This is a genomic window from Synechococcus sp. O70.2, assembly GCF_047462135.1.
In the GTDB taxonomy this organism is placed as follows: Bacteria; Cyanobacteriota; Cyanobacteriia; order Thermostichales; family Thermostichaceae; genus Thermostichus.
On sequence record NZ_JANSIS010000003.1, the window covers coordinates 12,055 to 33,828 of the forward strand.

Here is a 21,774-nt window from a genome sequence, read left to right on the forward strand (position 1 = left end):
GGCGCGGAAAATTCCCGGCTTTCATTATGGCAGGGCGGCAGCTCCTAACTGCCCAAGCTTGAAGACAGCTCTGCCTGCAGCCGCTCTTGAGCCGCTTGGAGAGCTTGCGCCAGTTTCTCCGGCTGTTTGCCACCAGCCTGCGCTAGGTTGGGCCGCCCCCCGCCACCGCCGCCGGTGAGCTTGGCAATCTCGCCGATAAAGGAGCCCGCCTTCAGGCCAAGTTTCTGGACAGCCGGGCTAAAAGCCGCTACAAAGCTTACCTTGCCCGCTTCGGGCACCGATCCCAGCACCACTGCCCCTTCCCCCAGCTTGTGGAGTAGGTGTTCGGCGGCGGTTTTCAGCGCCTCCGGGGGAGTGGCTCCCAGTTCCGCCACCAAGATCTGCAGAGGGCCCACGGCTACAGCCTGGGGCAAGAGCTGCTCTGCCTGGAGCAAGGCCAGCTGGCTGCGGGCCTCCTCAAGGGCCTTCTGGGTGGCCTTTAGCTCCGCCTGCAAAGCGGCAACGCGCTCTGGGATCTCCTGGGGCTTGGCCTTAAACTGGGCGCTCAGCTCCCGCACCACCCTGTCGCGCTCGTTCAAGTACTCCAGCACTGCCGGCCCGGCTACAGCCTCGATGCGGCGGATCCCGGCAGCTATGCCCGTCTCAGAGATGATCTTAAATAGGCCAATCTCGGCGGTGTTGCTGACGTGGGTGCCGCCACAGAGCTCCATCGACACCCCCGGAAAGTCGACCACCCGCACCTCGGCGCCGTATTTTTCCCCAAACATGGCGATTGCCCCTCTGGCTTTGGCCTCTGCCAGGGGCAGGATGGCTACCTGAGCTGGATGGGCCTCGGCAATCCAGGTGTTGACCAGATCCTCAACTTGCTGCAGCTCTTCGGGAGTAAGGGGACGCGAGAGGGTAAAGTCGAAACGCAGCCGGTCAAAAGCCACCAGGGATCCGGCTTGGCTAATAGAGGGATCAACCACCTTCTTCAGGGCTGCCTGCAGGAGGTGAGTGGCGCTGTGGTGGGCCTGGGCGCGCCGCCGACAGGCCAGGTCAATTTGGGCCTGCACGGGATCCCCCACCCGCAGGATCCCCCGTTCCACCTGGCCAAAGTGGACAAACAGATCTCCTCGCTTCTGCACGTCCTCCACCCGCACCCGTACTCCATCCCCAGCCAGGTAGCCGCGATCCCCAATCTGGCCCCCGGATTCGGCATAAAAAGGTGTGCGATCCAAAACCACCTGCACCACTTGCCCCGCCTCCACTTGGGGCACGGATTTCCCCTCCACCAGCAGGGCTTCGACCACGCCGCGGGCAGAGGACTGGCTGTAGCCAAGAAACTCCGTCTCGATTAAAAACTCGGCCAGCTCGTCCAGGGATCCCTGGGCCATGACGTCAAGGGTTTGGTGGGCAGCGCGGGCCCGCTGCCGCTGTTTTTCCATCTCTTGCTCAAAGCCCTGCAGATCCACACTGAAGCCGTGCTCCTGGGCAATTTCTTGGGTTAGCTCCAACGGGAAGCCGTAGGTGTCAAAGAGCTTGAAGGCGTCGGCCCCAGAGATCTGCTTTGGCGCGCCACTGGCTGTAACGTCTGCAAACAGATCAAACAGCAGCCGTTCCCCCCGCTCCAGAGTCTTGAGGAACTGCTCCTCTTCCCGCTGCAGCTCGGCTTTGATCACCGCCTCCCGCTCCCGCACCTCAGGATAGGCAGCCTCCGCCAACTGGATGGCCGTCTCCACCACCGGCAGGGTAAAGGGCTCGCCAATCCCTAAGAGGCGCCCGTGGCGCACCATCCGCCGGATCAGCCGCCGCAGCACATAGCCCCGCTCCACGTTGGAGGGGATCACCCCATCGGCAATTAGGTGCATCACCGCCCGCGCGTGATCCCCGATAATCCTGAGGGAGACTTTCTGCTCGGGGCTGGCCTGGAAGTAGTCCACCTGGGCGATCTCGGCCGCCTTCTGCACAATGGGGAAGAGCAAATCCGTCTCATAGTTGTTGGGGACTCCCTGGAGTACCTGAGCCAGACGCTCCAGCCCTAGGCCCGTGTCAATGTTTTGCTTGGCCAAGGGGGTAAGGTGGCCCTCGCTGTCCCGGTTGAGCTCCATGAACACCAGGTTGTAGATCTCGAGAAAGCGGGAGTCGTCCCCTAGGTCGATCTGCTCATCCCCCAGCTCCGGCTTGAAGTCGTAGTAGATCTCCGAGCAAGGGCCGCAGGGGCCAGTGGGGCCGGCAGCCCAGAAGTTGTCTTCCTCCCCCCTGCGCTGGATGCGTTGGGGCGGGATCCCTATCTCATCGCGCCAGAGGGCAAAGGACTCCTCATCCTCCCGGAAGACGCTCACCACTAGGCGCTCTGGCGGCAGGCCAAACACCCCTGTCACCAGTTCCCAGGCCCAGGTGATGGCCTCTTTTTTGAAGTAGTCGCCGAAGCTAAAGTTGCCCAGCATCTCAAAAAAGGTGTGGTGGCGGGCTGTCCGTCCCACGTTCTCGATGTCGTTGGTGCGCACGCATTTCTGGGCAGTTGTCACCCGTGGGTAGGGCGGATCCTGATGCCCTAGGAAGATGGGCTTGAAGGGCAGCATGCCAGCAATGGTTAGCAGCACTGTCGGATCCTCCGGCACCAAGGAGGCGCTGGGCAACACTTGATGGCCCCGCTGGGCATAGAAATCTAGAAAAGCCTGCCGGATGGCGGCCCCGGAGAAGGACGAAGACATGGCCAAGGCAAAGGGTGACTGCATTGATCAATATTCTCCATTCTAGGTTTTCTAGCTCTGGGGCAGTTGAAAGCAGCAAAATCTAAGCGATTTCGCCGATGGACCGCAAGTAGGCAAACGCATAGAATCAGCCTAGTTGAGCTAGATGCGCCAGATTTCTCTTGGGTCTAGCCTAAACGCGCTTGCCTACCTAGCTTTCCTCTCTTGGTTCTCTAGGCGTTAGCCGGTAGCGCGCTAAATGTTGAGCTGCTACTGCCTCAACCCAAACTGTCCGCAGCCAGAAAATCCGCCGGATGCCTCCACCTGTGCTGCCTGTGGACAGCCGCTGCTGCTGCGCAATCGCTACCGGGCCTTCAAGCGCTTGGGACAGGGGGGATTTGGCGCTACTTTCTTAGCTCGAGATGAGGACATGCCCTCCAAGCCCTGGCGGCTGATCAAGCAGTTGCGCCCAGTGGAAAATTCGCCCCAACTGGCCAAGCTGGCGGAGGAGCTGTTTAACCGCGAAGCCGAGGTGTTGGAGCGCCTGGGGGAGCATTCGCAAATCCCCACGCTCTATGCCCACTTCCAGGAAGGCGGCAAGTTTTACTTGGTGCAGGAGTTTATCGAGGGAATCACCCTTGCCCAGGAGGTGCGGCGTAACGGGCCTTTTTCCGAAGAACAAGCCCGGCAAGTGATGCAGGAGGTGCTGCTCATCCTCAGCTATGTCCACAGCCACAACACTGTCCACCGCGATATCAAGCCGGCCAACCTCATTCGCCGCAAGGAAGATGGCCGCCTGGTGCTCATTGACTTTGGGGCCGTGAAGCAGCTTGGGCCCGGCCACAAGGTGTCGGAGGAGGGAACGGCCATCCGCTCCCCGGGCTTTTCTCCGCCGGAGCAGATGGCTGGCCAGGCAGTAGGCCCCGCTAGCGATCTCTACGCGCTGGCTGCTACCTGCCTCAATTTGATGACGCTGGAGTCGCCGGCCAAGTTCTACAACCACAACACAGGCCAGTGGGATTGGTCGGATCGCCTGCAGCTCAGCCCTGAGTTCGACGCCATTTTGCGCCGTATGCTGCAGCCGGCCATCAGCCAGCGCTTTGCCACGGCTACCGAGGTGCTGCGGGCTCTACAAGGAATCGGCTCCACCCCCCAGCCAATCCTCTTGCCCAACTCTCCCCTGGCTGCCCCTTCCAGCCCCTCGCTGATCTCAAACCATTGGGCCAGGCGACCTTTAACCTCTCCTCCTCTACCTCGAACCGATGGGTTTTCGCCTAAGCCACTCCCTCAGCCCGAAGCGGGGGGCCTACTGCCTCCAGGATCCATTCCTACCGGCTCTACCCACGTGGGTCTGACTAGCCGCATTGCCGGCAGCGGGCGCATGAAGCCGGCTACCCCTCCGCGGATCCCGTCTTTGGCTGGAGCGGATCTGCGGGGCAAGTCCTTTGCTAACCGGAACTTGGCCGGCTACGATTTGCGCCGCGCCGATCTGCGGGGGGCCGATTTCTCGGGAGCCAACCTGCAGGGAGCCGATCTGCGGGGGGTTCGCTTCAACACCCCTCAGCCCCGCTGGCTGCGCTTTTTGAGCCGGCTTCTGGGCTCGGCCAAGACCCTGGGCGGAATCCTAGCAGGCCTGGGAGGACTTCTGGGATCGGCGGGCCTGGGGTTTTTGCTTGTCCATCTCACCACGCGCAACGTGGCTTACGCCTTGGGAGCAGCCGGGATCGCGGCGGCAGTGGCCAGCTCCGTGCTCTGGTCTGTAGGCAGCAGGGCCTCGCTGCTGCATCAGTCTGAGGAAAAGGGCAAGCGCTTCACCAACTTCTCCAAAGCCGATCTGCGGGGAGCCCAAATGGATGAGAAGTTGCGTAAGTTTGCCCGCCGCCAGGGAGCCATCTTGAACTGACGTTCTGCCTCAGGCAAGAGGGGGAGGAATGACTTGGCGCAGGGCCTGGTTGATCTGTTCTGCTAAAAGCCGGCAATTGACGGCTTTCCCTTGCCGCCGATCCCCCGCTTGGTCGTAAAAGACAATGCCCTCGGCGTGGGAAAACCCCAGGGACAGGAACAACAGCTCCAAAACCTTGAAAGAGGCCGCCTCCAGCTCCGGTGCCTGCTCCCGCAGCTCTGCCAGCGTCGCCTGGGCATCTTCCAGATGGCCAAAAGCTGGGATCCAAAGATGGCTGATGGGCTCCCTTCCTGGAGAGTTTTCCTCCACTCGTGCCGTTATCCAACCGCCATCGGGGTAGCGCAGGATGGTGTACTGCAGGTGATCCAGATGCTGGGCCACCTGGGTAAGCACCGCCGTTACCCGCTGCATCGCTGCGGCCGGGATCCCGTTCTGCGGGGCTTCCTCCACCAGGGTTGCGGCCTGGGCCGCCAGACTAGGTACCATGATTGACAACCACCCTTACTTAGGTTCAGAATGAGTATTCGCAGCTCCTGGGGCTGTAGTTCAATTGGTTAGAGCACCGCCCTGTCACGGCGGAAGTTGCGGGTTCGAGCCCCGTCAGCCCCGTACCCATTGGGAACACTCTAGCCTACTTTGCCAAGGAGGTCAGCCCTGCTACCATAGGTACCCTGTCCCGTCAGGGAGATGTGCCTTGCGGTATCTGCGCCCAGATTTGCTTCAGCTGCAGCCCTACGCTGCTGTGCCGCCCTTGACGGCCGACAAGCTGGATGCCAACGAGTTTCCTTGGGATTGGCCGGTGGGCTTTAAGCAGAAGCTCTCTCTCCTCTGGGAAGAGGAGATCCTGAGCAACCGCTATCCCGATGCCCAGCATCGGCGCCTCAAGCAGGCCATTGCAGCCTATGCAGGGGCGGCTCCTGAGCAGATTAGCGTGGGCAACGGCTCCGACGAGCTCATCCGATCCCTCTTGATTGCCACCTGCCTGGGCGACAGGGGCGGCATTTTGGTGCCAGAGCCCACCTTCTCCATGTACGCCATCCTGGCGGAGAGCCTGGGGATCCCGGTGGTGCGCGTGCCCCGCCACCCCGAGACCTTTGCCCTAGATCTAAAGCAGTGCCAAGAGGCTATGACAGGGCAGCAGGTGCGGGTGGTGTGTTTGGTGGATCCCAATTCCCCCACCGGCAATGGTCTAACGGCAGCTGAGTGGGAGTGGGTGGAGGGGCTGCCGGAGGAAGTCCTGGTCATCCTAGATGAAGCCTATTTCGAGTTCAGCCAGCACACAGCCCTGCCCAAGTTGGCAGAGCACCCCAACTGGGTTATCCTACGCACCTTCTCCAAAGCCTTTCGCCTGGCAGCCCACCGAGTGGGCTATGCCATTGGCCATCCTCAGCTCATCCAGGTGCTAGAGGCCATCCGCCTACCCTACAACCTCTCGGCCATTTCCCAGTGGGCTGCTCAGCTTGCCTTAGAGCATGCCGACGAGCTTTTGGCGGATGTGGCCCTCATTCGTCAGGAGCGGGAAGCCCTTTACCATGCTTTGCAAGAGCTACCGGGGGTGCGGGTGTGGCCTAGCCAAGCCAACTTTCTCTACTTTCGGGTAGCCGGCTGGGACCCCCAAGAGTTGCAGCGGGCCTGGCAGGAGCTAGGAACCTATGTGCGCTGTAGCGGCGGCGGGCTACGCCTGACAGTGGGTAGTTCTGAGGAGAACCAACGGGCCTTAGAGCGCTTGCGGCAGATTTTACAGTCAGGGAGGTAAGGGGATCCCTAAAACGGCGGTCTTGGAGGATGGAAGTGGATCTGGATCCCACTTGAGGGCAGCACCTTTTCCGACTTCTCTTCTCTAAAGGAGCGGGATCCAAGCGATTGTTTGGCTGACGCAGGGAGGCGTTCTCCCCACGCCACTGCAGGTCTTGGAAAGCGGCGAAGCCTACACTGTTCAAGGGTGGGTGCCGGGAGCTAATCCGGAGCGCTTCCACCTTGAGGCCACCGCTCAGCACTTGGCCATACCCTGCCCAAGGCCGAAGCCGCTCAGGTTGTTAAGGAGGGGTAACTGCGCCAGAGGCTGGGACGGTCGAAAGCCAACCTGCCTAGTCTCCCCTCCCTCGGGAAGCTGACGGTGAGGAAGCTAGCTAAGCCACCCCAAGCGCACTTCCTCCCCTACCTTGAAGTCGAGGGTGCGGCTGGCGTTGCCTTGGTTTTGCACAATCTCCACCCAGCCGGCGCTGCCCACCAAAGCCAGTAGCTCGCCTTCGCTTCCCTCGGCAAAGGTGGTGGCAGAGCGGATGGCGATGCCTTTGATCCAGGCGCTCCAGCGCCGTCCCTCCACCCACTGACCCGGCAGGTTGGTGATGCCATTGCCAAAGTGGTCGATAGCCTGGATGACCCCCCGGCAGCCATTGTCCTCCAGCTGCGGTGGCGGCCAGCTCCAGCGAACCAGCTCGGCCACGTCTAGAGGATCCCCCAGCTCTGCCAAAGGGATCCCGTTGGCCAGATGGGCAGCCACAGGGGCAAAAATGTCCCGCCCGTGGAAGGTGCGGCTGGGAGAGGGAGTGCGCCAGTACTGAGACCGGGTGAGTTCCACAGCAGCTAGAGGCGGAGATTGCTCCAAAATGCCGCTAAAAAGGCCGTTGTCGGGGCCCACCAGGTAGCCAGTCTGGGTTTGGATGGCCACTGCCCGCCGCCGAGTTCCCACCCCCGGATCCACGACCGCCAGGTGAATGCTGCCTGGAGGCAGATAGGGGTAAGCCGTCATCAGGGCAAAACGGGCTGCTGCCACGTCCTGGGGCGGGATTTCGTGGCTGAGGTCGATAAACTGCACCTGGGGTGCAATCCCCCAAATCACCCCCTTGAGAATGCCCACGTAGGGATCCTGAAGACCAAAATCCGTGAGTAAGCTAATGATTTTCATGGGCGGGTCAAGCAGCGCTTGCCTACCCTCTGCTCCTGCAGGGGGTTTTCACGTGGAGGGGGAGTCTTTTGCCAGCTCCGGCTGGGGCGGAAGGGGCTCAGCGATGTTGGGCAACTCCAGGCAATAGCCTGCGCCATAGACAGTTTTGATGTACTGGGGGTGGCGGGGATCCGGCTCCAGCTTGGTGCGCAGGTGGCGGATATGGACACGGATGGTTTCAATGTCGTCGTCGGGATCGTAGCCCCATACCTCCTTGAGGATTTCGCTGGGGGAGACTGTCTGGCCGTGGCGCTGCAAGAGGCAGTGGAGCAGGTCAAATTCGAGGTGGGTGAGCTTAACGGTTTTGCCAAACCACACCGCCTCAAACCGCTCCGGCACCAACGTCAGGGGGCCATAGGTGAGGATCTCGCCGTGCTTGGCCGTTTGCGGGATCCGGTCGGCGCGGCGCAACAGAGCCCGTACCCGCACCAGCAGCTCCTGTACCTCAAAGGGCTTGGTCAGGTAGTCGTCGGCACCGGCGTTGAAGCCCTCGATCTTGTCCCGGGTCTGGCCAAGGGCAGTCAGCATCAAAATGGGAATATCGCTGGTGCGCTCCTCCCGCCGCAGCCGTTGGCAAACTGTCAGTCCATCTACTTGGGGTAGCATCAGGTCGAGAATGATGAGATCGGGGAGAGTTTGCAAAGCCAGCGCCTGACCCCGAACCCCATCCGTAGCCTTGACAACTTCGTAGCCCGCCAACTCCAGATTGATACGCAGAATATCTAGGACTGAAGGATCGTCCTCAATGATGAGTATGCGAGCCATAGAGGATTGCAGCCCGAACTGCGGATAAAACGTTTTGTTAAAGTCGCTAACAAAGAATCGAAGCTTTACAACTCAAAGTTTACTGGCATTCTACGGCCATTGCAGCCGGCAAGCACGGCTAGAGGCCAGAGCTTTTCAACCCAATAGAATGCTGCCTCTGGCCTCCGGTTGGTGGGCACCTGGAGACAAGCTAGCGGGCGGGCCGGAAAATGCCGAAGCAGGAGGTGTAGCCGTGTAAGAAGGTGGATCCCCCCACGGGGCCAATCTCCCCATTGCAAAAAAAGCCTCCTAGCGGCACTTCTCCCAGGATTTCTCGAAACTGCTGCGAGTCAAAGTTGGGGACGCCATACAGCCCCTTGCCTCGCCCCAAACAGGCGAACATCAGCGCCCCACAGGGCTGCGGGCTTAGGGCAGGGTCTTGCCCCAAGTTGCGCTCAAGGCAATAGCGCCTGAGAGCCGACCGCAAGTCCTCTGCCGAGGTCTGGGCATCTCGCAGATGAAACTGCACGGTCTGGCCGGAGCGCACCCGATCCCCAATGGCTATGGCTCCCACCCGCGGATCCACGCCGAGAATCACGCGAATGAGAAAATCCCCCGGCGTTGGATCCAACTTAAACTCATCCATCAGCAGGCCAATGAAGAGAGCGTGGCGAGCCAACTGGCGATCCGCTGGGCTCAGCCGTTCTACCAAATCCTGCAGAACCACTAGGGGAGGTCGCCCCTCCAAGCTGAGGATGACGTTGCCCTCTGCTTCGGTAACGCGCAAGGGATCCCCAATGGGACGGCACCCCTGGGCTACCACTGCATCCAGCACCACGTTGCCGGAGAGAGCTAGCCCCACTGTTCCTTCTCGATACAACTCCCGCCGGGGGGTGGAGGTACGTGCATCCAGCAAAAACAAAGCATTGCCCCGAGGACCGCGGCCACCACTGGCCAATCCCCCCACCTTGACAGCTCCGGGATAGGCAAAATCCAAACCCTGCACCAGCTCGGAGATGCGGGAGGAAAATCCATCGGCTAAGAGCAAGAAATGGGGCTGGGCCTGGGGCGCAACTCCTACCTGCTCAATCCAGGCTGAAGGCGGGGCATCCAAGTCTGGCAGTTGATCCCCGCGCAGATGAAAGGGGTGCAACGCCACATCCGGCAGCACCGCCAAAGAGAGCGACACCGCCGGCCCTTCTTCAATTTCCTGACCGCCGCCAACAATGCCGCTACCCGAGCAGCCAACTAAAACGTCCACCTCGAGCAAGTCAGACAATAAGGGCAGCACGCGAAGGTACTCGCTGGCAAAGGCTGCTGACACAAACAGGATCCCTAAGTTGGGCCGCAGCGGCTGGGGGGGAAGGTAGCCCGTGAGCAATCCTGGCAAGCTGCCGGATCCCACCACCTGCACCTGCCGCGTCAAGGCACTCTTGAGCTGAGCTGCCTGAAGTTTAGCCTTGGCTTCCTCCACCACCTGCTGCAGAGCCGCTTCCAGGGAAGGAAGCTGGGAGAGTGCGTTTGCCCACTGCATCGGCCTGTTCTTAGAGGTTGGGAGCTTGCTCTTTTAGGCTAGCAATTTATACCCGGAGTGGTTGTTCTCAGCTAGCCCCGCTGGGATCAGGGTAGGTAAAGCAAGGGATCCACAGGCGCGCCCCCCCCGGGGCGGACTTCAAAGTGCAGGTGAGGCCCTGTGCTGTGGCCCGTGTTGCCCCGGCTCATGATCACCTGGCCCTGCTGCACGTACTGGCCCTTGGACACGTAGATCTGGTGGCCGTGGGCGTAGCGGGTAACGATCCCGTTGGGATGGCGAATATCCACGTAATTGCCATAGCCATCGCCGGCATTGCCGGCAAAGATCACAACCCCCTCCTGAACGGCCACAACCGGGGTTCCTATCGGGCCGGCAATATCGATCCCCGAGTGGAAGCGACCGCGACGGTAGCCAAAGCCAGAGGTGACCTGCCCTGGGACTGGCCAGATAAAGCCCCTGCTGCGGGCCACGGGAGGCGGAGCTGCCAGCGCTGGCCGAGCTTGGGGCTGTCGCCAGGCTGGGTGCACGGGGGTGGGGAGGGGGAGCTGCCTGCCAGGGGCCGGAATCGTCAGGCGTTGGCCGATGCGTAGCCAATGGGGATTGTGCAGGTTGTTGGCCTGGATGATCGACCGCTGGGTTACCCTATAGCGAGCAGCAATCCGCTCGATGGTGTCACCAGCTTCCACCGTGTGGGTCAGGGATCGCCCCTGCTGGGCGCGGCGTCGCTCCTCGGCTTGGAGTCGAGCCTGTTCTGCAGCTTGGCGCTGGGCTTTCTCTTCGCGGGCCTTCTGGGCAGCGATCATCTCCTTCTCGCGCCGGATCAGCTCGCCCACATCGCCAGGGATGAGCAGCCGTTGACCAATGCGCAGATACTCCGGCCGATCTAGGGGAGTAGCCTCGATGATCCGCTGCTGCGGAACCCCATAGCGCTTGGCAATGTCCTCCAGGGTGTCTCCCTGCTTGACGGTGTAGATCAGCCCCGGCTGGCTGGGGATGAGCAACTTTTGCCCTGGCTGCAGCGGTGTACTCGCTTGAATGCGATTGGAGACCGTAATGGCGGCAGCATCGAGCTGGTACATCTGGCTCAAGCGCCAGAGGGTCTCTCCCGGTTGCACCTCATGCTCGAGAATGCCTCTAGGCCCTTCCCCCGTTGAGATCTGGCCGGCCTCGAAGGCTTGCCGCAGTTGGGCCTTTTTCAGCTCGTAGTTCTGCTGCAGGGCACTAGACAGGGTATACACGGAGGGTGGGATCGGCTCGGCCAGCTTCGCTCCCCAAGGGTGACGAGAAAGCTGGCGTTGCTGCAGACTAGCAGCCCCTGCCAAGCCCAACATCAGCAGAAGACTGGTGGCCCAGGCTGGATACCCTCGCGAGGGAGCCCCTGTCTCTGGAGAGGCTGGCTCCTGAGAGGAACTGGGCAGCGACTCTTGCCAGGCCTCTGCCTCGGGATCCGCCTCCAGCTTCAGGAGCCACACCAGGCCAGCTAAGCTGAGAGAAAGGGCTAGCCCAGGCCACCACTGCCTGGATAGAGCGGAGAGCACCCTGCCTCCTTCCACAGAGGGATCCGGAGCTGGCGGGGTCTCTAACCAATCCTCGGCTGGAGAGAAAGCCCTCGGGATGTCTAGCTCCTCCCTCTGGGAATTGGAGAGCGTCGATTTTGGAGGCATCCTCACACCAACGGCTAGAGTGCAAGAGAAGAAGCCAAAAACAAGGCAATAGGCCCCTGGCAATGAGCTGCCTTTGCAAGCGGCAAGGCTCAAGCCAATGTAACGAAGCTTTGTACTCAGGTTAGGTTACCGTAGTTAGTAAATCTAGACAAGTCTTCGCAGGTAATCTCCGCTAAGATGCTTGTCCTGCAATGATTCCAGCCTTCTACCCCTTGCGATTTTGCCTAGCCTCATCCAAGGGAGGAGGAAAGCGCTTCTTGGAAACAGAGCCCACTTTGCTGTATCTGAAACTACAACTACAAACTGGGACTTTCCATGGCTTTGGTTGTCTATAACACCTTGACCCGGCGCAAAGAAGTATTTCAGCCCCTGTCTGCCGCGGAAACGCCCCCTGGGGAGAAGCCTTTGGTGCGGATGTATGTCTGCGGCGTTACGGTTTACGACCTCTGCCACCTGGGCCATGCGCGCACCTATGTGGTGTGGGATACAGTGCGCCGCTACCTAGAGTGGCGCGGTTACCGGGTCAAGTATGTGCAGAACTTTACCGATGTGGACGACAAGATCCTCAAGCGGGCGCTGGAGCGGGGCGAGTCGATGCAGGCGGTGGCAGAACGCTTCATCGCCGAGTATTTCCAGGACATGGATCGCCTCAACATCAAGCGGGCCGATCTCTACCCCCGGGTAACTCGCTCCCTGCCGGCAATCTTTGAGCTAATCCAGTCCCTGGAGCTCAAGGGCTTTGCCTATCGAGTGCGGGCTTGCCAGGAGAGAATCTCAGGCTATGACGTCTACTACGCCGTCCGTAAATTCCCGGATTACGGTCAGCTCTCCGGTTGCAAGCTGGAGGAGCTGGAGGCAGGGGCCAGTGGCCGGGTAGGAGAGGAAGGAGCCGGCAAACGGGATCCCTTCGATTTTGCCCTTTGGAAAGCGGCTCCCCCCTCGGAGCCGGGGTTTGAGTCCCCTTGGGGCTGGGGGCGGCCAGGGTGGCACATCGAATGCTCTGCCATGGTGCGGGAAAACCTGGGGGATCACATCGACATCCACGCTGGCGGTGCCGACCTCATCTTTCCCCACCACGAGAACGAGCTGGCCCAATCAGAGCCGATTACTGGCAAGCCGCTAGCCAAGTACTGGCTGCACAACGGCTTTGTCAATGTCAACGGCGAGAAGATGTCCAAATCGTTGGGCAACTTTACCACCCTGCGCCAGGCTCTTGCCCTCTACCACCCCATGGCCCTGCGGCTGTTCCTGTTGCAGACTCACTACCGCAGCCCGATTGACCTCACCGAGGCTGGAATGCAGGCGGCTAGCCGCGGCTGGGAAACCCTCGAGAAAGGGATCCACTGCGCCCAGCAGTTCTGCCAAGGGGAGACGGCCTCCCCTGCTGCCGAGGCCATGCAAGCCTTCCAGGAGGCCATGGACGATGACTTTGGCACCCCTGGGGCACTGGCTCTTGCTTTTGAACTGGCCAAGGAACTTATCCGCGAGCACAACCTGTTGACCCACGAGGGCTGCACCCACCTGGAGCCGCAGGTGCTAAGGCAAAAAGGCGCCGCTCTGCTGGAGATCCTGGCCACCCTAGGCTTCTGCTGGACCCAGCCTGGCACTGCGCAGGGATCTGAGAAAGGCGTTGCCAAGGGAGAACTGGCCAAGCTTCCACCTCTTGAAGATGCGCAGATTGAGGAGCTGGTGGCCCAACGCACGGCAGCCCGCAGGGCAAAGAACTTTGCCGAGGCGGATCGGATTCGAGAGCAGCTAAAGGCCTTGGGGATTACCCTCATCGATCAAAAAGATGGCACCACTCGTTGGCTGCGGGAGTAGGAAGCCTGGGGTAGCGGTCTATCTTGAAAGGCTAGCGGTGGCCTGGCGGTAGAACTCGCGCATCTCAGCAAACCACTCAGCCCGCGAGGGATCCCAGGTGTAAAACATGTGGCCGCCGCGGTAGTGGCGCAAGCGGAGGTTGGCCTTGAGGCGGGGATCCAACTTCATCAAATCCACCAAGTGGTTGGAGGCAAAGTAGGGCGTAACCAAATCGTAAAAGCCGTGATGGATGCTCACCTGCATGTGGGGGTTGAGGGCCATGCTGCTGCGCAGCTCGTCCATGGCGCCAATGAAGCCCTGCTTCAGCTCCCCCTTGGGAGTAAAGCGCCACGACTTGAACACCTCCAGGTTGAGGAGGTGGTAAGTTAGCTCCGTCTCCACCTGCAAGGTCTCCCGCAGGTGACTGTTGATGGCAGCAGTAAACAGGCGATCTATCCCATCCAGGGTGGGATCGGATCCCTCGAAGGTAGGTCGATCCGGAAAGGGATCCACGGTGGTTACAGAAGCGTCGTAAAGCCCCAACACCAGCCGCTGGGAGCGCAACAGCTCGCGGGCAAAGCTAGCCGGGTCGATCCGCCCCCCTTTGTGGGCCACATACTCCGCCGACAGGCCGATCCCTGCCGCCATCTCGGCGTAGATAGCCTGCCGCTCTGCCTCCGGCATTGCCTCCCCCATGGCCAGAAGAGGCAACAGACGTTGCCGGGCAAAGTTTTCCGCTTTGGGCAGGAGGATCTGCAAATCCTCCCCCCAGCCACATCGCCCATGATGGGCCGCCGTGGCTACATAGGAAGGGAAAAGCATGGCCCAGGTGCTGAGGTTGTAGTCGTTGGTCTCCAGCAACCCAAACTCAAGCGCTGGCGAAATGAGAATCGCCCCTGAGAGGCCCACGCCAAACTTGGACTGCAGCTCCTTGGCCAGCCGTGCTACCCGGAACCCCCCGTAGCTCTCACCAGCGATAAAAATCGGAGAGAGCCAGCGTTTGTGGCGCGAGAGGAAGCCCTGGATAAACTCGCCCAAGGACTGGAGATCCCGCTCCACATCCCAGAAGGGCGCTTCTTTGGGAGGCTCCTCCTTGTCCTGCGGCTGAGCAGGCTTGGGGGCAGAGGTTGCCGCCGCTTCCTGAGACGCTTTGGAGGATTGGGAGTCTTCGGTGAGGGCGCGGCTAAAGCCGGTTCCTACTGGATCAACAAAAACTAGGTCGGTAAAGGGCAGCCAACTTTCGGCGTTATCCACCAGTTGCACCGGCGAGGGCGGCAGACTACCGTTGGGCCCAAAGCGGATGCGTTTTGGCCCCAGGGATCCCATGTGCAGATAGGCAGAGGCGGCCCCTGGCCCTCCATTGAAAACGAAGGTAAGAGGGCGGTGCTGGGGGTCAGAGTCCTGCTGCAAATAGGCGACGTGGAAGATCTCTGCTACGGGCTTCTCTCGGCGGAAGAGCCTTTGCCAGCCAGCCAAGGCCTTGTAGGGGAAGGGCTCTCCGCCAGCGGTAAAGATGTGCTCAGTAACGTGCAGGGCAGGGGTGGACTTGGGTTCTACTGCCATAGTCTGAGGTTCCTCCATTGGGGCAGAGCGCTGGGCGTAAATGCCGGGGCTTGCGCTGCCTTTAGCTTCCCCCTACCACTGGGCTAGAGGGATCCCCTAGCTGGCTAGATGAAGCAACGTCCACCAATCCTACAAAGCCAGCGGAGCTTCTAAGGTCAAATAAAAAGACTGACCAGGACGCAGCACCACCACCCGGGGAGCGGTAACATTGCCCACCACCACTCCAGCTACCGCGCCCCCCAGAACGTTACCTGGCGAGAGGTTGCCTGTGAGGGCCCCCAGCAGCACGCCGGCGGCTGCCCCGATAGCCGCATCTTCGGCAATGGCCCTAGGTGTGTACTGCCGGGGATCCTTCTCGTCGGGAAGGACACTGGAAGAAGCCCGCAGGCTATAGGTGCGACCGCCAAGGACAATGGAGGTGGCCACAAAGCGGGATCCACCTGGAGCTGGCTCCATTTGTCCGAAAACGCGACTGCCGGCTGGGATTACTAAACGCCCCTGGCTGTCGAAAATGTTCTGAGTAACAGCCACCTCCAGAGGATAGATGGTGTCTGGATAAAAGTACTGCGGTCCTTCGCTGCTGAGGCTGCCGACAGGGATCAGGGTCCCCTGATCAAGGCGGTAGGTCCCCAACTCGAAAAGGGCCTGCGCCTTCACCGGCAAAGAGACTAGCCCCGGGATCCCGGTTAAGCCAATTGCGGCTGCTACTAGAATGGCTCTCATCGCAAAATCCCCTGTTAGATAGAGGCTCACAGCCCTTCCGCGCTAGCCAGCCTGTTTCCTCTACATTTTATCCAGTCAAAGTTCCGGCTCTTTTTCCGAGCCGAGCAGCCTTGCTTTCAACTTTGAGCAGTTCTAGTTGCCTCCTTCTGTGCTCTTGGGGCAGCTAAGGTCTCATTGCAAGTTAAGATTTATCCGTTTGAGCCATGAGGATTCAGTCAATGCTTTCGTTGCTAACAAAACCTGGCTCCTCTGCAGAGTCATCAGTTGCAGGGGATTGCAGCGCATGTTTGAGAGCATGCCAAGCCAGGTTGGCACACTTGATGCGCACTGGGAACTGGGCGACTCCCTTCATGGCATTGAGGGAGCGATACTCCCGAGGGAACTCTTCGCCGCCCCGCATCATGGCCTGGAAGCGCCCCACCAACTGTAGAGCTTCGGGGATGGTACGCCCCCGCACAGCATCAGCCATCAAATCGGCGGAAGCCAGAGCAATAGCACAACCTTCTCCCTCGAATTTGATATCGACGATCCGCTCCTGGTTGGGATCCAGTTGCAAAGTGAGATCAATAGTGTCGCCACAGGAGGGGTTGTGGCCACGTTGGTGGCGATGAACTGGATTTACCCTGCCAAAGTTGCGAGGCTTTTTGTAGCGCTCGAGAATAACTTGTTGATAGAGTCCGCGCAGGTTGTCAAGAGGCATCGTTGTTCCCAGGTCGCCGCTTTGGCCGGAGAGATAAAAACCTCAGGAGCCTAACTTAATCTTAACTTCGCTCCTGGCAAAGTTGGGCTTGCAAAGGGGGCAATCCCCATCTGCTTTAGGCAGGAGCCATGGCGAGGCTACTTTGGGGAGCGTGGCTCCCCCACAAGCTGTGGCCTAAGTCGGTGGCCAAACCAGCAAGGGGCTTACAGTCGGCTAGAACCAGCAGAGGTCTAGTCGGGGCCGCAAACGGCTTTCAGAGGAATCCCAACCAGCGCCGCCAGCTCCACCAGGGAACTCCTTTTCGGCGAGCCTGGAACAGCTCGGCCACTTCTTCGCCACTGGGCCGGGCTCTAAAGGTCTGGAGGACGCTGTAGAGGCCGGACTCCTCCTGCTGCCACACGCTCCAGGGATCCGGATAGGCGCGAAACAGCGCCCCTTCCGCCAGCGAGCGCAGGTAGTAGCTGGTCTCAAAGGTACTCAGGAAGCGTTGGCGCAGCCGCCGACCAGCTAACCCCACTCCCACCGTGGCCGCATCCTGGAGCTGCGGGTTGAGGAGAACAACGGGCTTGGGATCCCTGCTGCTGACCGCCTGGCAAACCCGCTCCACCTGATCCAAGTTGTAGACGGCGGGCATGACGAAGAGAAGGCTCTGTTCTGGGGTGGGCTGGGTACGGGCCGTCAGGCTCTGCAGTTCCACTCCTTCGGGCAGGGATCCCCACTCCCGCTGGGCCAGCGCTGCTCCGCCGGCATCACTAAACAACACCAAGGCCGGTGGCTGGAGCAACTGCAAGAACGGACGAGCCAAGACTTCTGGCTTAATCTCCGGAGCGAGGATCTCGATGAGCAGGCGGCGATACCCTGCTCGTATGGCCAGCTGTGTGGCCTGGATGGCCTGCTCACAGGCCTGGGCTAGGTCGACAGGTAAATTAGGAAATTGGGCTAGTTGTAGGTGCTCGGTCACAGGTCAATCCAACTTAAGATTCTTCCCAAGCCCTGTGGGTGAGTAACTCCTCCAACACCCGCACCCCCCGCAGTTGGTTGGAAAGGGGCAGGTGGCCCTTGGGGGCAGACAGATTCCAGGTAAACTCGTCAGGGTAGCGGGTCCAGTGGTAGCCTCGCTTCCAGCCAATGAGCGACCAAAAGCGCTCCCAATTGCGATTTACCCCCAGCCATAGCTGCCGCTGCACCGAGTAGCCAAAGCGATCTCCGGAAGCTGCCCGCCAGAGGCGATCGATGGTGCGCAGATCCTCTGCCGGGATCCGGCTCACCTCGGAAAAATACAGCCAGCCCCGCCGCACTGCCCCCTCTCCTGCTGCGCGACACAATAGTTGCAGACTTAGGCGATCCGCCTCCCGCCAGGCTCCCGCCGACAACAACTCCTGCAAAGGCCGGTAGTCGATGTTCAGGGCTGAGATCAGAGGGACGGTTACCATGGTGCGGTTGCCACTCTGAAAGATACAACGCTGGACAAAAGCGGACTTTTGCTCCAGGTTGAGGCTTTCTTCCTGCTTCCACGACCCATAGCTAGCAGCAGAGTTCACCTCCACTACCCCACTAGAGGGATCTCCACAGGCGCCACTTCCCGTCGAGCTGACGGTAGTTACTCCTTAGTAGCTCTTGATGAGCACACAGGCTAAAGACGGAACCAACTTTAGCCTAGGCAAAGTGCCTACCAGCAAGAAATGTGCCTGCAAGTCTACTGGCTTAGCCAATCCACGTCAAGGCAGAAGGTGCGTTGGCGAGGTTACCCATTGTGCCACGAAGTAGCAAATTGTCTGGTAAGTCGAGGACTAGAGGAAAGCCCAGTGTCCCTTTTGATCTTAGTCCCTTAGGTTTCGGGCGGGTACTTAGGCGGATTTCCAAAGACAAGGCGATAGCCAATGTAGGCTACCCCCAACAGCCCCGCCAGGATCCACAGGAAAGTCGAGAAGGGTAGGCGGGAAAAGAAGACAACATAAACCCGGCGGCTGAGCCAAGAAAAAATCAGATAGGTTGCCGCTAAAAGGCCGATCCCTTGCAGCGTGCGAAAAGCTGGCACCCGCGAGAGGGGCATGCGCTGGCGGGCCACCCAGATGGAGGCGAGGAAATAGTAAGGAGGAACCAGCAACAGGAACATATTCGCCTGCTTCACCACCGCTGCCCAGCCGGCTGTGTTGGTGGCGTAGGCCAAGTAACCCGCCCAGAGGACAAGGCTTACCGCTGCCAAGCCGAGGTTTAGGCTGAGCAGAAACGGCTCTTCCCACTGCCCAGGGATCCAGTGACAGAGAACCCAAACCAACCAGGGGGCAGCAAAGAGCAAGAGGGCAATCGTCAAGCCGTTGTCGTTGAGCTGAGTAAAAAACGTTTCCAGGGTCATGGGGGCGAGAGGAGGGAAGGTGGGCTTTGCTCGATAGTAGTGTAATTCCAATCCAACGCTAACCCCCTCCCCACCTAGGGAAGGGGCAGCGTGCCTGAACCGGCTCCGACTACAAACCCTGCAGCACCGTATCCTGGCGCACCGAGAGGTTCTGGATGCGGGTATCCTGGGCAGCCGGGGTGTCGGCTTGAGCAAACACGCCGATCTGCCGCAAGTACCGAGCCAGAGCGTCCTGCTCGCTGCCAGGGGTATCGAAGGTGAGGCCGGAGCCGGGGGCCAAGTTCACCCGGTTGGGGTTGGACAGGCGCGGGAAGGGATAGTCATCCCCACCGTTGGCCAAGAAGTCCAGCGTCACCATGCGGAAGGTACGACGGGGATCTCCCTGCAACTGGCCGTTGCGCACCACCACATCCGGGCCCCTGGGCGTATCCACCCGCAGGGAGATGACGCGGGATCCCGGTGGCCGCGAGGGATCGAAGCTGAAGGCAAAGCCGCCAATTTGCGGGAAGCGGCCTGGTGTAGCTCCCGGCTGGGTTTGGGCCACCCCATGTTCTACTATCTGCTTGAGCTCCTCGGCGGTGACAGTCACCAAGGACAGGCCGTTGTTGAAAACAAGGGCAGTTTCAATATCCAATTGCGAAATTTGGCCCGCCTGCTTGCCAGCCTCAGGGTTGGCCACCGGAGGGATCCGCCGTACTGGCTCGCTGCCGCCGCCGCCGGTGGTAGCTCCAATGGGAGCGCGAATGCCGCCGCCGTTTTTGAGGGAGATGACGGTGGTGGGGTCAACAGTTCTGGCGTAGGCCAAGTTGGCATCAGCCGTGAGGTTGCCCAAGTTGGTTTCCTCAGTGCGCACCTCGGCCCGCAAGCCGTTGAGGAATTGGGTGGTAGAGCCAAAGGTACGGCCATCCTTGGCGCGGATGATGCTGCCGATTTCGTTGGCGATCCGCACCACCTCGGGATTGGGAGTGCCGCGCACGGCTGCCATCCCTTGGTCATCGGTGGCATAGGCGCCGCTCACTGGATCGATGCGGGCAATCACCCCGTTGGCATCGAAGCTAACCACCAGGCGGCCCACGTAACGGTAGTTGGCGCCGGTGTTCACCACTGCCACCGGTTGACCGCTAGCCGAGGTGCGCAGAATGGGGTAGTCGCCCGTGCGCACATCCTCAGGGCGCAGGCGGTCAGTGGGCTTGGCAAGGACGCGGTGGGAGCCACCCGCAATGATGACATCGACATCCCGCAGCTGGGTGGCCAGGGTCACCTCATTCTGGAGTTGCTGCAGGTGGGCTAGGAGAATGATCTTATTGATGCCCTGCGCAGTGAGTTGGTTAACGAAGTTTTGGATGAGGGCAGCATTGACCTGGTCGGTGTCGTCCACCCTGCCTTCCACCCTCACCTCAGGGCCGGGGCTAGAAATAGCAGCTAGGCGCGTGGTCGTGGCCCCCACCAGGCCAATTCGCTCTCCTCCCACGGTAATCACCGCTGTCTTGACGATCTTGCCGCGGATGGAGCTGGCCTCTTGGCCATCGGCAGCAAAGTCAGAGCTGGCCAACTCGCCAGTGCCGCTGAAGCTGAGGTTAGCGCTCAAATAGGGAAAGCGGGCACCTGCGTAGCCGCGGCTGGTGTCGGGTCGAATCAAGTCGCGAATTTGGCGCGTGCCTTGGTCAAACTCGTGGTTGCCAAAGGCAGCCGCCTCAAAACCGATAGCGTTGAGGATTTCCATGTCGGCTTTGCCAGGGGTGCGGTCATACCGGCCCCGCAGCGAGGGATCCGCGCTGGCGTTGTAGAAGGGGCTGGGAATGTAGTTGTCGCCGCTGGAGAGCACCACCGTATTTGGGAATTGGGGGCGCAGAGCGTTCACCACCGCCGAGAAGCGCGGCGCATCTTGTACGGCAGCGATCGAGGCTTCCAAGTCGCTGGCATGTAGGATTTGCAGGGTAAAAGTGGGCGGCTGAGAGGAGAGCCTAACGTTGGGATCTGAGGCGATAAACCCTGCCCCGCCGCCGGCTGGAGGAACTGAGCTACTGTCGGTGGTACCGCAGGCGCTGGCCAGGCTCAGCAGCAAGCAGCACAGCCCAACCCGCAGGAACTTGGCCAGAGCGTTCAGCCAAGCTGGAAGCCCTCCCTCAGCAGGGGCAGCCCCTCGAGCACGACAAGCTGGTTTCATGACCACTCAAGACGCATCCGCATTCACGTTGCCAAGGCTGGACAGGAGATTTCGCTATGACCTGTTTAAGGTTAGGTCAAGCGCAGGTTAAGCTTCCCGGGGATCCCAGCCAAACTGCTGCAGATCCACCCGACCTTCGGCGTCAAAGGGGATCCCTTCAGCTTGGAGTAGGACTTTTTGCAAGTCGTCGTAGCCAAGGCGAAAGGGGGAGTAGGAAATGCGCCCTTGGGCGTTGATTACCCGATGCCAGGGGATGTCGGTCTCTTGACCTTGCAGGCGAAACAGGGCATAGCCCACCTGTCGGGCATAGCCAGGACAGCCGGCAAGCCGCGCCACCTGCCCATAGGTAGCTACACGCCCCGGCGGGATCCGCCGCACGACTTCATAGAAGCGCTGGTAGAGGCTCACAGGGATCCCTCCCTAAACTCTGTAGACAATGGAATTGGCTGATGACGGGCACCGACCCTTTAACCTATGAGCTACCTAATTGCGGTACTGCCGGATCGCCTGGCTGCCGAAGCGGCCTACAGCGCCCTGGAACAGGCCGGTTTCCCCCTGGAGCGATTGCACCTACTGGGGCGAGGCTACAAAACAGCAGATGAGTTTGGGCTAATCGACCCGGCCCAAGCCGCGCGCCGCCAGATGCAGCGCCTGGCCATTTGGCTAGTGCCCTTTGGCTTTTTGGCTGGGGTGGGGTTCAGCGTCTTGAGTGGTTTGGATACCTTTGCCTGGGCGGGACCTATAGGCAACCACCTGATCGGCGGCCTGTTGGGCGCGCTGGGCGGGGCCATGGGCAGCTTTTTTGTGGGGGGCGGGGTGGGCCTGACCAGTGGCTCCGGCGATGCCTTGGCCTACCGCAACCGCCTCAATGCGGGTAAGTACGTACTCATTGTGGAGGAAGAGAATGAAACCCGCCTCCGCGAGGCCACGCGGATTTTGCGCCAGTTTGAGCCGGAAAATCTGCAAGGGTACAGAGAGCGCCCCTAGACTGGGAGATC

General features: G+C 60.5%; 18 protein-coding genes and 1 tRNA gene. 5 read left to right on the plus strand and 14 right to left on the minus strand.

Annotation, left to right across the window (positions count from 1 at the left end; genetic code table 11):
• Window positions 1–44: 44 nt before the first annotated feature.
• Complete coding sequence (gene alaS, locus NW812_RS04390) at window positions 45–2,696, minus strand: alanine--tRNA ligase (protein WP_414394444.1); 2,652 nt, start codon at window positions 2,694–2,696, stop codon at window positions 45–47.
• Window positions 2,697–2,934: 238 nt separating this feature from the next.
• Here alaS and NW812_RS04395 point away from each other — a divergent pair, with 238 nt between their 5' ends.
• Window positions 2,935–4,578: a protein kinase domain-containing protein gene (locus NW812_RS04395; RefSeq protein WP_414394446.1), complete on the plus strand. Its 1,644-nt coding sequence runs from the start codon at window positions 2,935–2,937 to the stop codon at window positions 4,576–4,578.
• Window positions 4,579–4,587: 9 nt separating this feature from the next.
• Here NW812_RS04395 and NW812_RS04400 read toward each other — a convergent pair whose 3' ends face one another.
• Complete coding sequence (locus NW812_RS04400) at window positions 4,588–5,064, minus strand: hypothetical protein (RefSeq protein ID WP_414394448.1); 477 nt, start codon at window positions 5,062–5,064, stop codon at window positions 4,588–4,590.
• Between the two features lie 49 nt (window positions 5,065–5,113).
• On the opposite strand from NW812_RS04400, the gene NW812_RS04405 reads away from it, so the two are divergent.
• Both NW812_RS04405 and NW812_RS04410 read left to right on the plus strand, forming a co-directional pair.
• Window positions 5,114–5,187: transfer RNA gene (locus NW812_RS04405), tRNA-Asp, on the plus strand.
• Window positions 5,188–5,272: 85 nt separating this feature from the next.
• On the plus strand, window positions 5,273–6,334 hold the full coding sequence (locus tag NW812_RS04410) for a histidinol-phosphate transaminase (RefSeq protein WP_414394451.1): 1,062 nt from the start codon (window positions 5,273–5,275) through the stop codon (window positions 6,332–6,334).
• Window positions 6,335–6,703: 369 nt separating this feature from the next.
• Here the strand turns inward: NW812_RS04410 and NW812_RS04415 are convergent, their stop codons facing one another.
• The 4 genes from NW812_RS04415 to NW812_RS04430 all read right to left on the minus strand — a co-directional run bounded on the left by NW812_RS04415 (window position 6,704) and on the right by NW812_RS04430 (window position 11,341).
• Window positions 6,704–7,486 carry an S-adenosyl-l-methionine hydroxide adenosyltransferase family protein gene (locus NW812_RS04415; RefSeq protein WP_414394453.1) on the minus strand — a complete coding sequence of 261 codons (783 nt, stop codon included), beginning with the start codon at window positions 7,484–7,486 and terminating at the stop codon, window positions 6,704–6,706.
• A 48-nt stretch (window positions 7,487–7,534) separates the two neighbouring features.
• On the minus strand, window positions 7,535–8,290 hold the full coding sequence (locus NW812_RS04420) for a response regulator transcription factor (protein ID WP_414394455.1): 756 nt from the start codon (window positions 8,288–8,290) through the stop codon (window positions 7,535–7,537).
• Window positions 8,291–8,480: 190 nt separating this feature from the next.
• Window positions 8,481–9,803, minus strand: coding sequence for an FIST N-terminal domain-containing protein (locus tag NW812_RS04425; protein WP_414394458.1), 1,323 nt, complete (start codon window positions 9,801–9,803; stop codon window positions 8,481–8,483).
• Between the two features lie 86 nt (window positions 9,804–9,889).
• Entirely contained in the window at window positions 9,890–11,341 is a 1,452-nt protein-coding gene (locus NW812_RS04430) for a LysM peptidoglycan-binding domain-containing protein (protein ID WP_414394461.1), read from the minus strand.
• Window positions 11,342–11,782: 441 nt separating this feature from the next.
• Between NW812_RS04430 and cysS the strand changes: the two genes are divergently transcribed.
• Window positions 11,783–13,288, plus strand: a complete 1,506-nt coding sequence (gene cysS / locus NW812_RS04435) for a cysteine--tRNA ligase (protein WP_414394464.1) — start codon at window positions 11,783–11,785, stop codon at window positions 13,286–13,288.
• 18 nt (window positions 13,289–13,306) lie between these two features.
• Here cysS and NW812_RS04440 read toward each other — a convergent pair whose 3' ends face one another.
• The 8 genes from NW812_RS04440 to NW812_RS04475 all read right to left on the minus strand — a co-directional run bounded on the left by NW812_RS04440 (window position 13,307) and on the right by NW812_RS04475 (window position 21,184).
• Window positions 13,307–14,830 carry a S10 family peptidase gene (locus NW812_RS04440; RefSeq protein ID WP_414394466.1) on the minus strand — a complete coding sequence of 508 codons (1,524 nt, stop codon included), beginning with the start codon at window positions 14,828–14,830 and terminating at the stop codon, window positions 13,307–13,309.
• 129 nt (window positions 14,831–14,959) lie between these two features.
• Entirely contained in the window at window positions 14,960–15,553 is a 594-nt protein-coding gene (locus NW812_RS04445; RefSeq protein ID WP_414394469.1) for a hypothetical protein, read from the minus strand.
• A gap of 211 nt (window positions 15,554–15,764) precedes the next feature.
• Entirely contained in the window at window positions 15,765–16,253 is a 489-nt protein-coding gene (sufU, locus tag NW812_RS04450) for a Fe-S cluster assembly sulfur transfer protein SufU (protein ID WP_414394472.1), read from the minus strand.
• 253 nt (window positions 16,254–16,506) lie between these two features.
• Window positions 16,507–17,214, minus strand: coding sequence for a DUF1995 family protein (locus NW812_RS04455; RefSeq protein ID WP_414394478.1), 708 nt, complete (start codon window positions 17,212–17,214; stop codon window positions 16,507–16,509).
• A 13-nt stretch (window positions 17,215–17,227) separates the two neighbouring features.
• Window positions 17,228–17,794, minus strand: coding sequence for a GUN4 domain-containing protein (locus NW812_RS04460; RefSeq protein ID WP_414394480.1), 567 nt, complete (start codon window positions 17,792–17,794; stop codon window positions 17,228–17,230).
• Between the two features lie 287 nt (window positions 17,795–18,081).
• Window positions 18,082–18,609, minus strand: a complete 528-nt coding sequence (locus tag NW812_RS04465) for a hypothetical protein (RefSeq protein ID WP_414394482.1) — start codon at window positions 18,607–18,609, stop codon at window positions 18,082–18,084.
• 109 nt (window positions 18,610–18,718) lie between these two features.
• Entirely contained in the window at window positions 18,719–20,776 is a 2,058-nt protein-coding gene (locus NW812_RS04470; protein ID WP_414394485.1) for a bifunctional metallophosphatase/5'-nucleotidase, read from the minus strand.
• Between the two features lie 87 nt (window positions 20,777–20,863).
• The gene (locus NW812_RS04475) at window positions 20,864–21,184 is read right to left on the minus strand and encodes an MGMT family protein (protein ID WP_414394488.1); all 321 of its coding nucleotides are present in this window, start codon (window positions 21,182–21,184) and stop codon (window positions 20,864–20,866) included.
• Between the two features lie 66 nt (window positions 21,185–21,250).
• On the opposite strand from NW812_RS04475, the gene NW812_RS04480 reads away from it, so the two are divergent.
• Entirely contained in the window at window positions 21,251–21,763 is a 513-nt protein-coding gene (locus NW812_RS04480) for a hypothetical protein (protein ID WP_414394490.1), read from the plus strand.
• Window positions 21,764–21,774 lie beyond the last annotated feature (11 nt).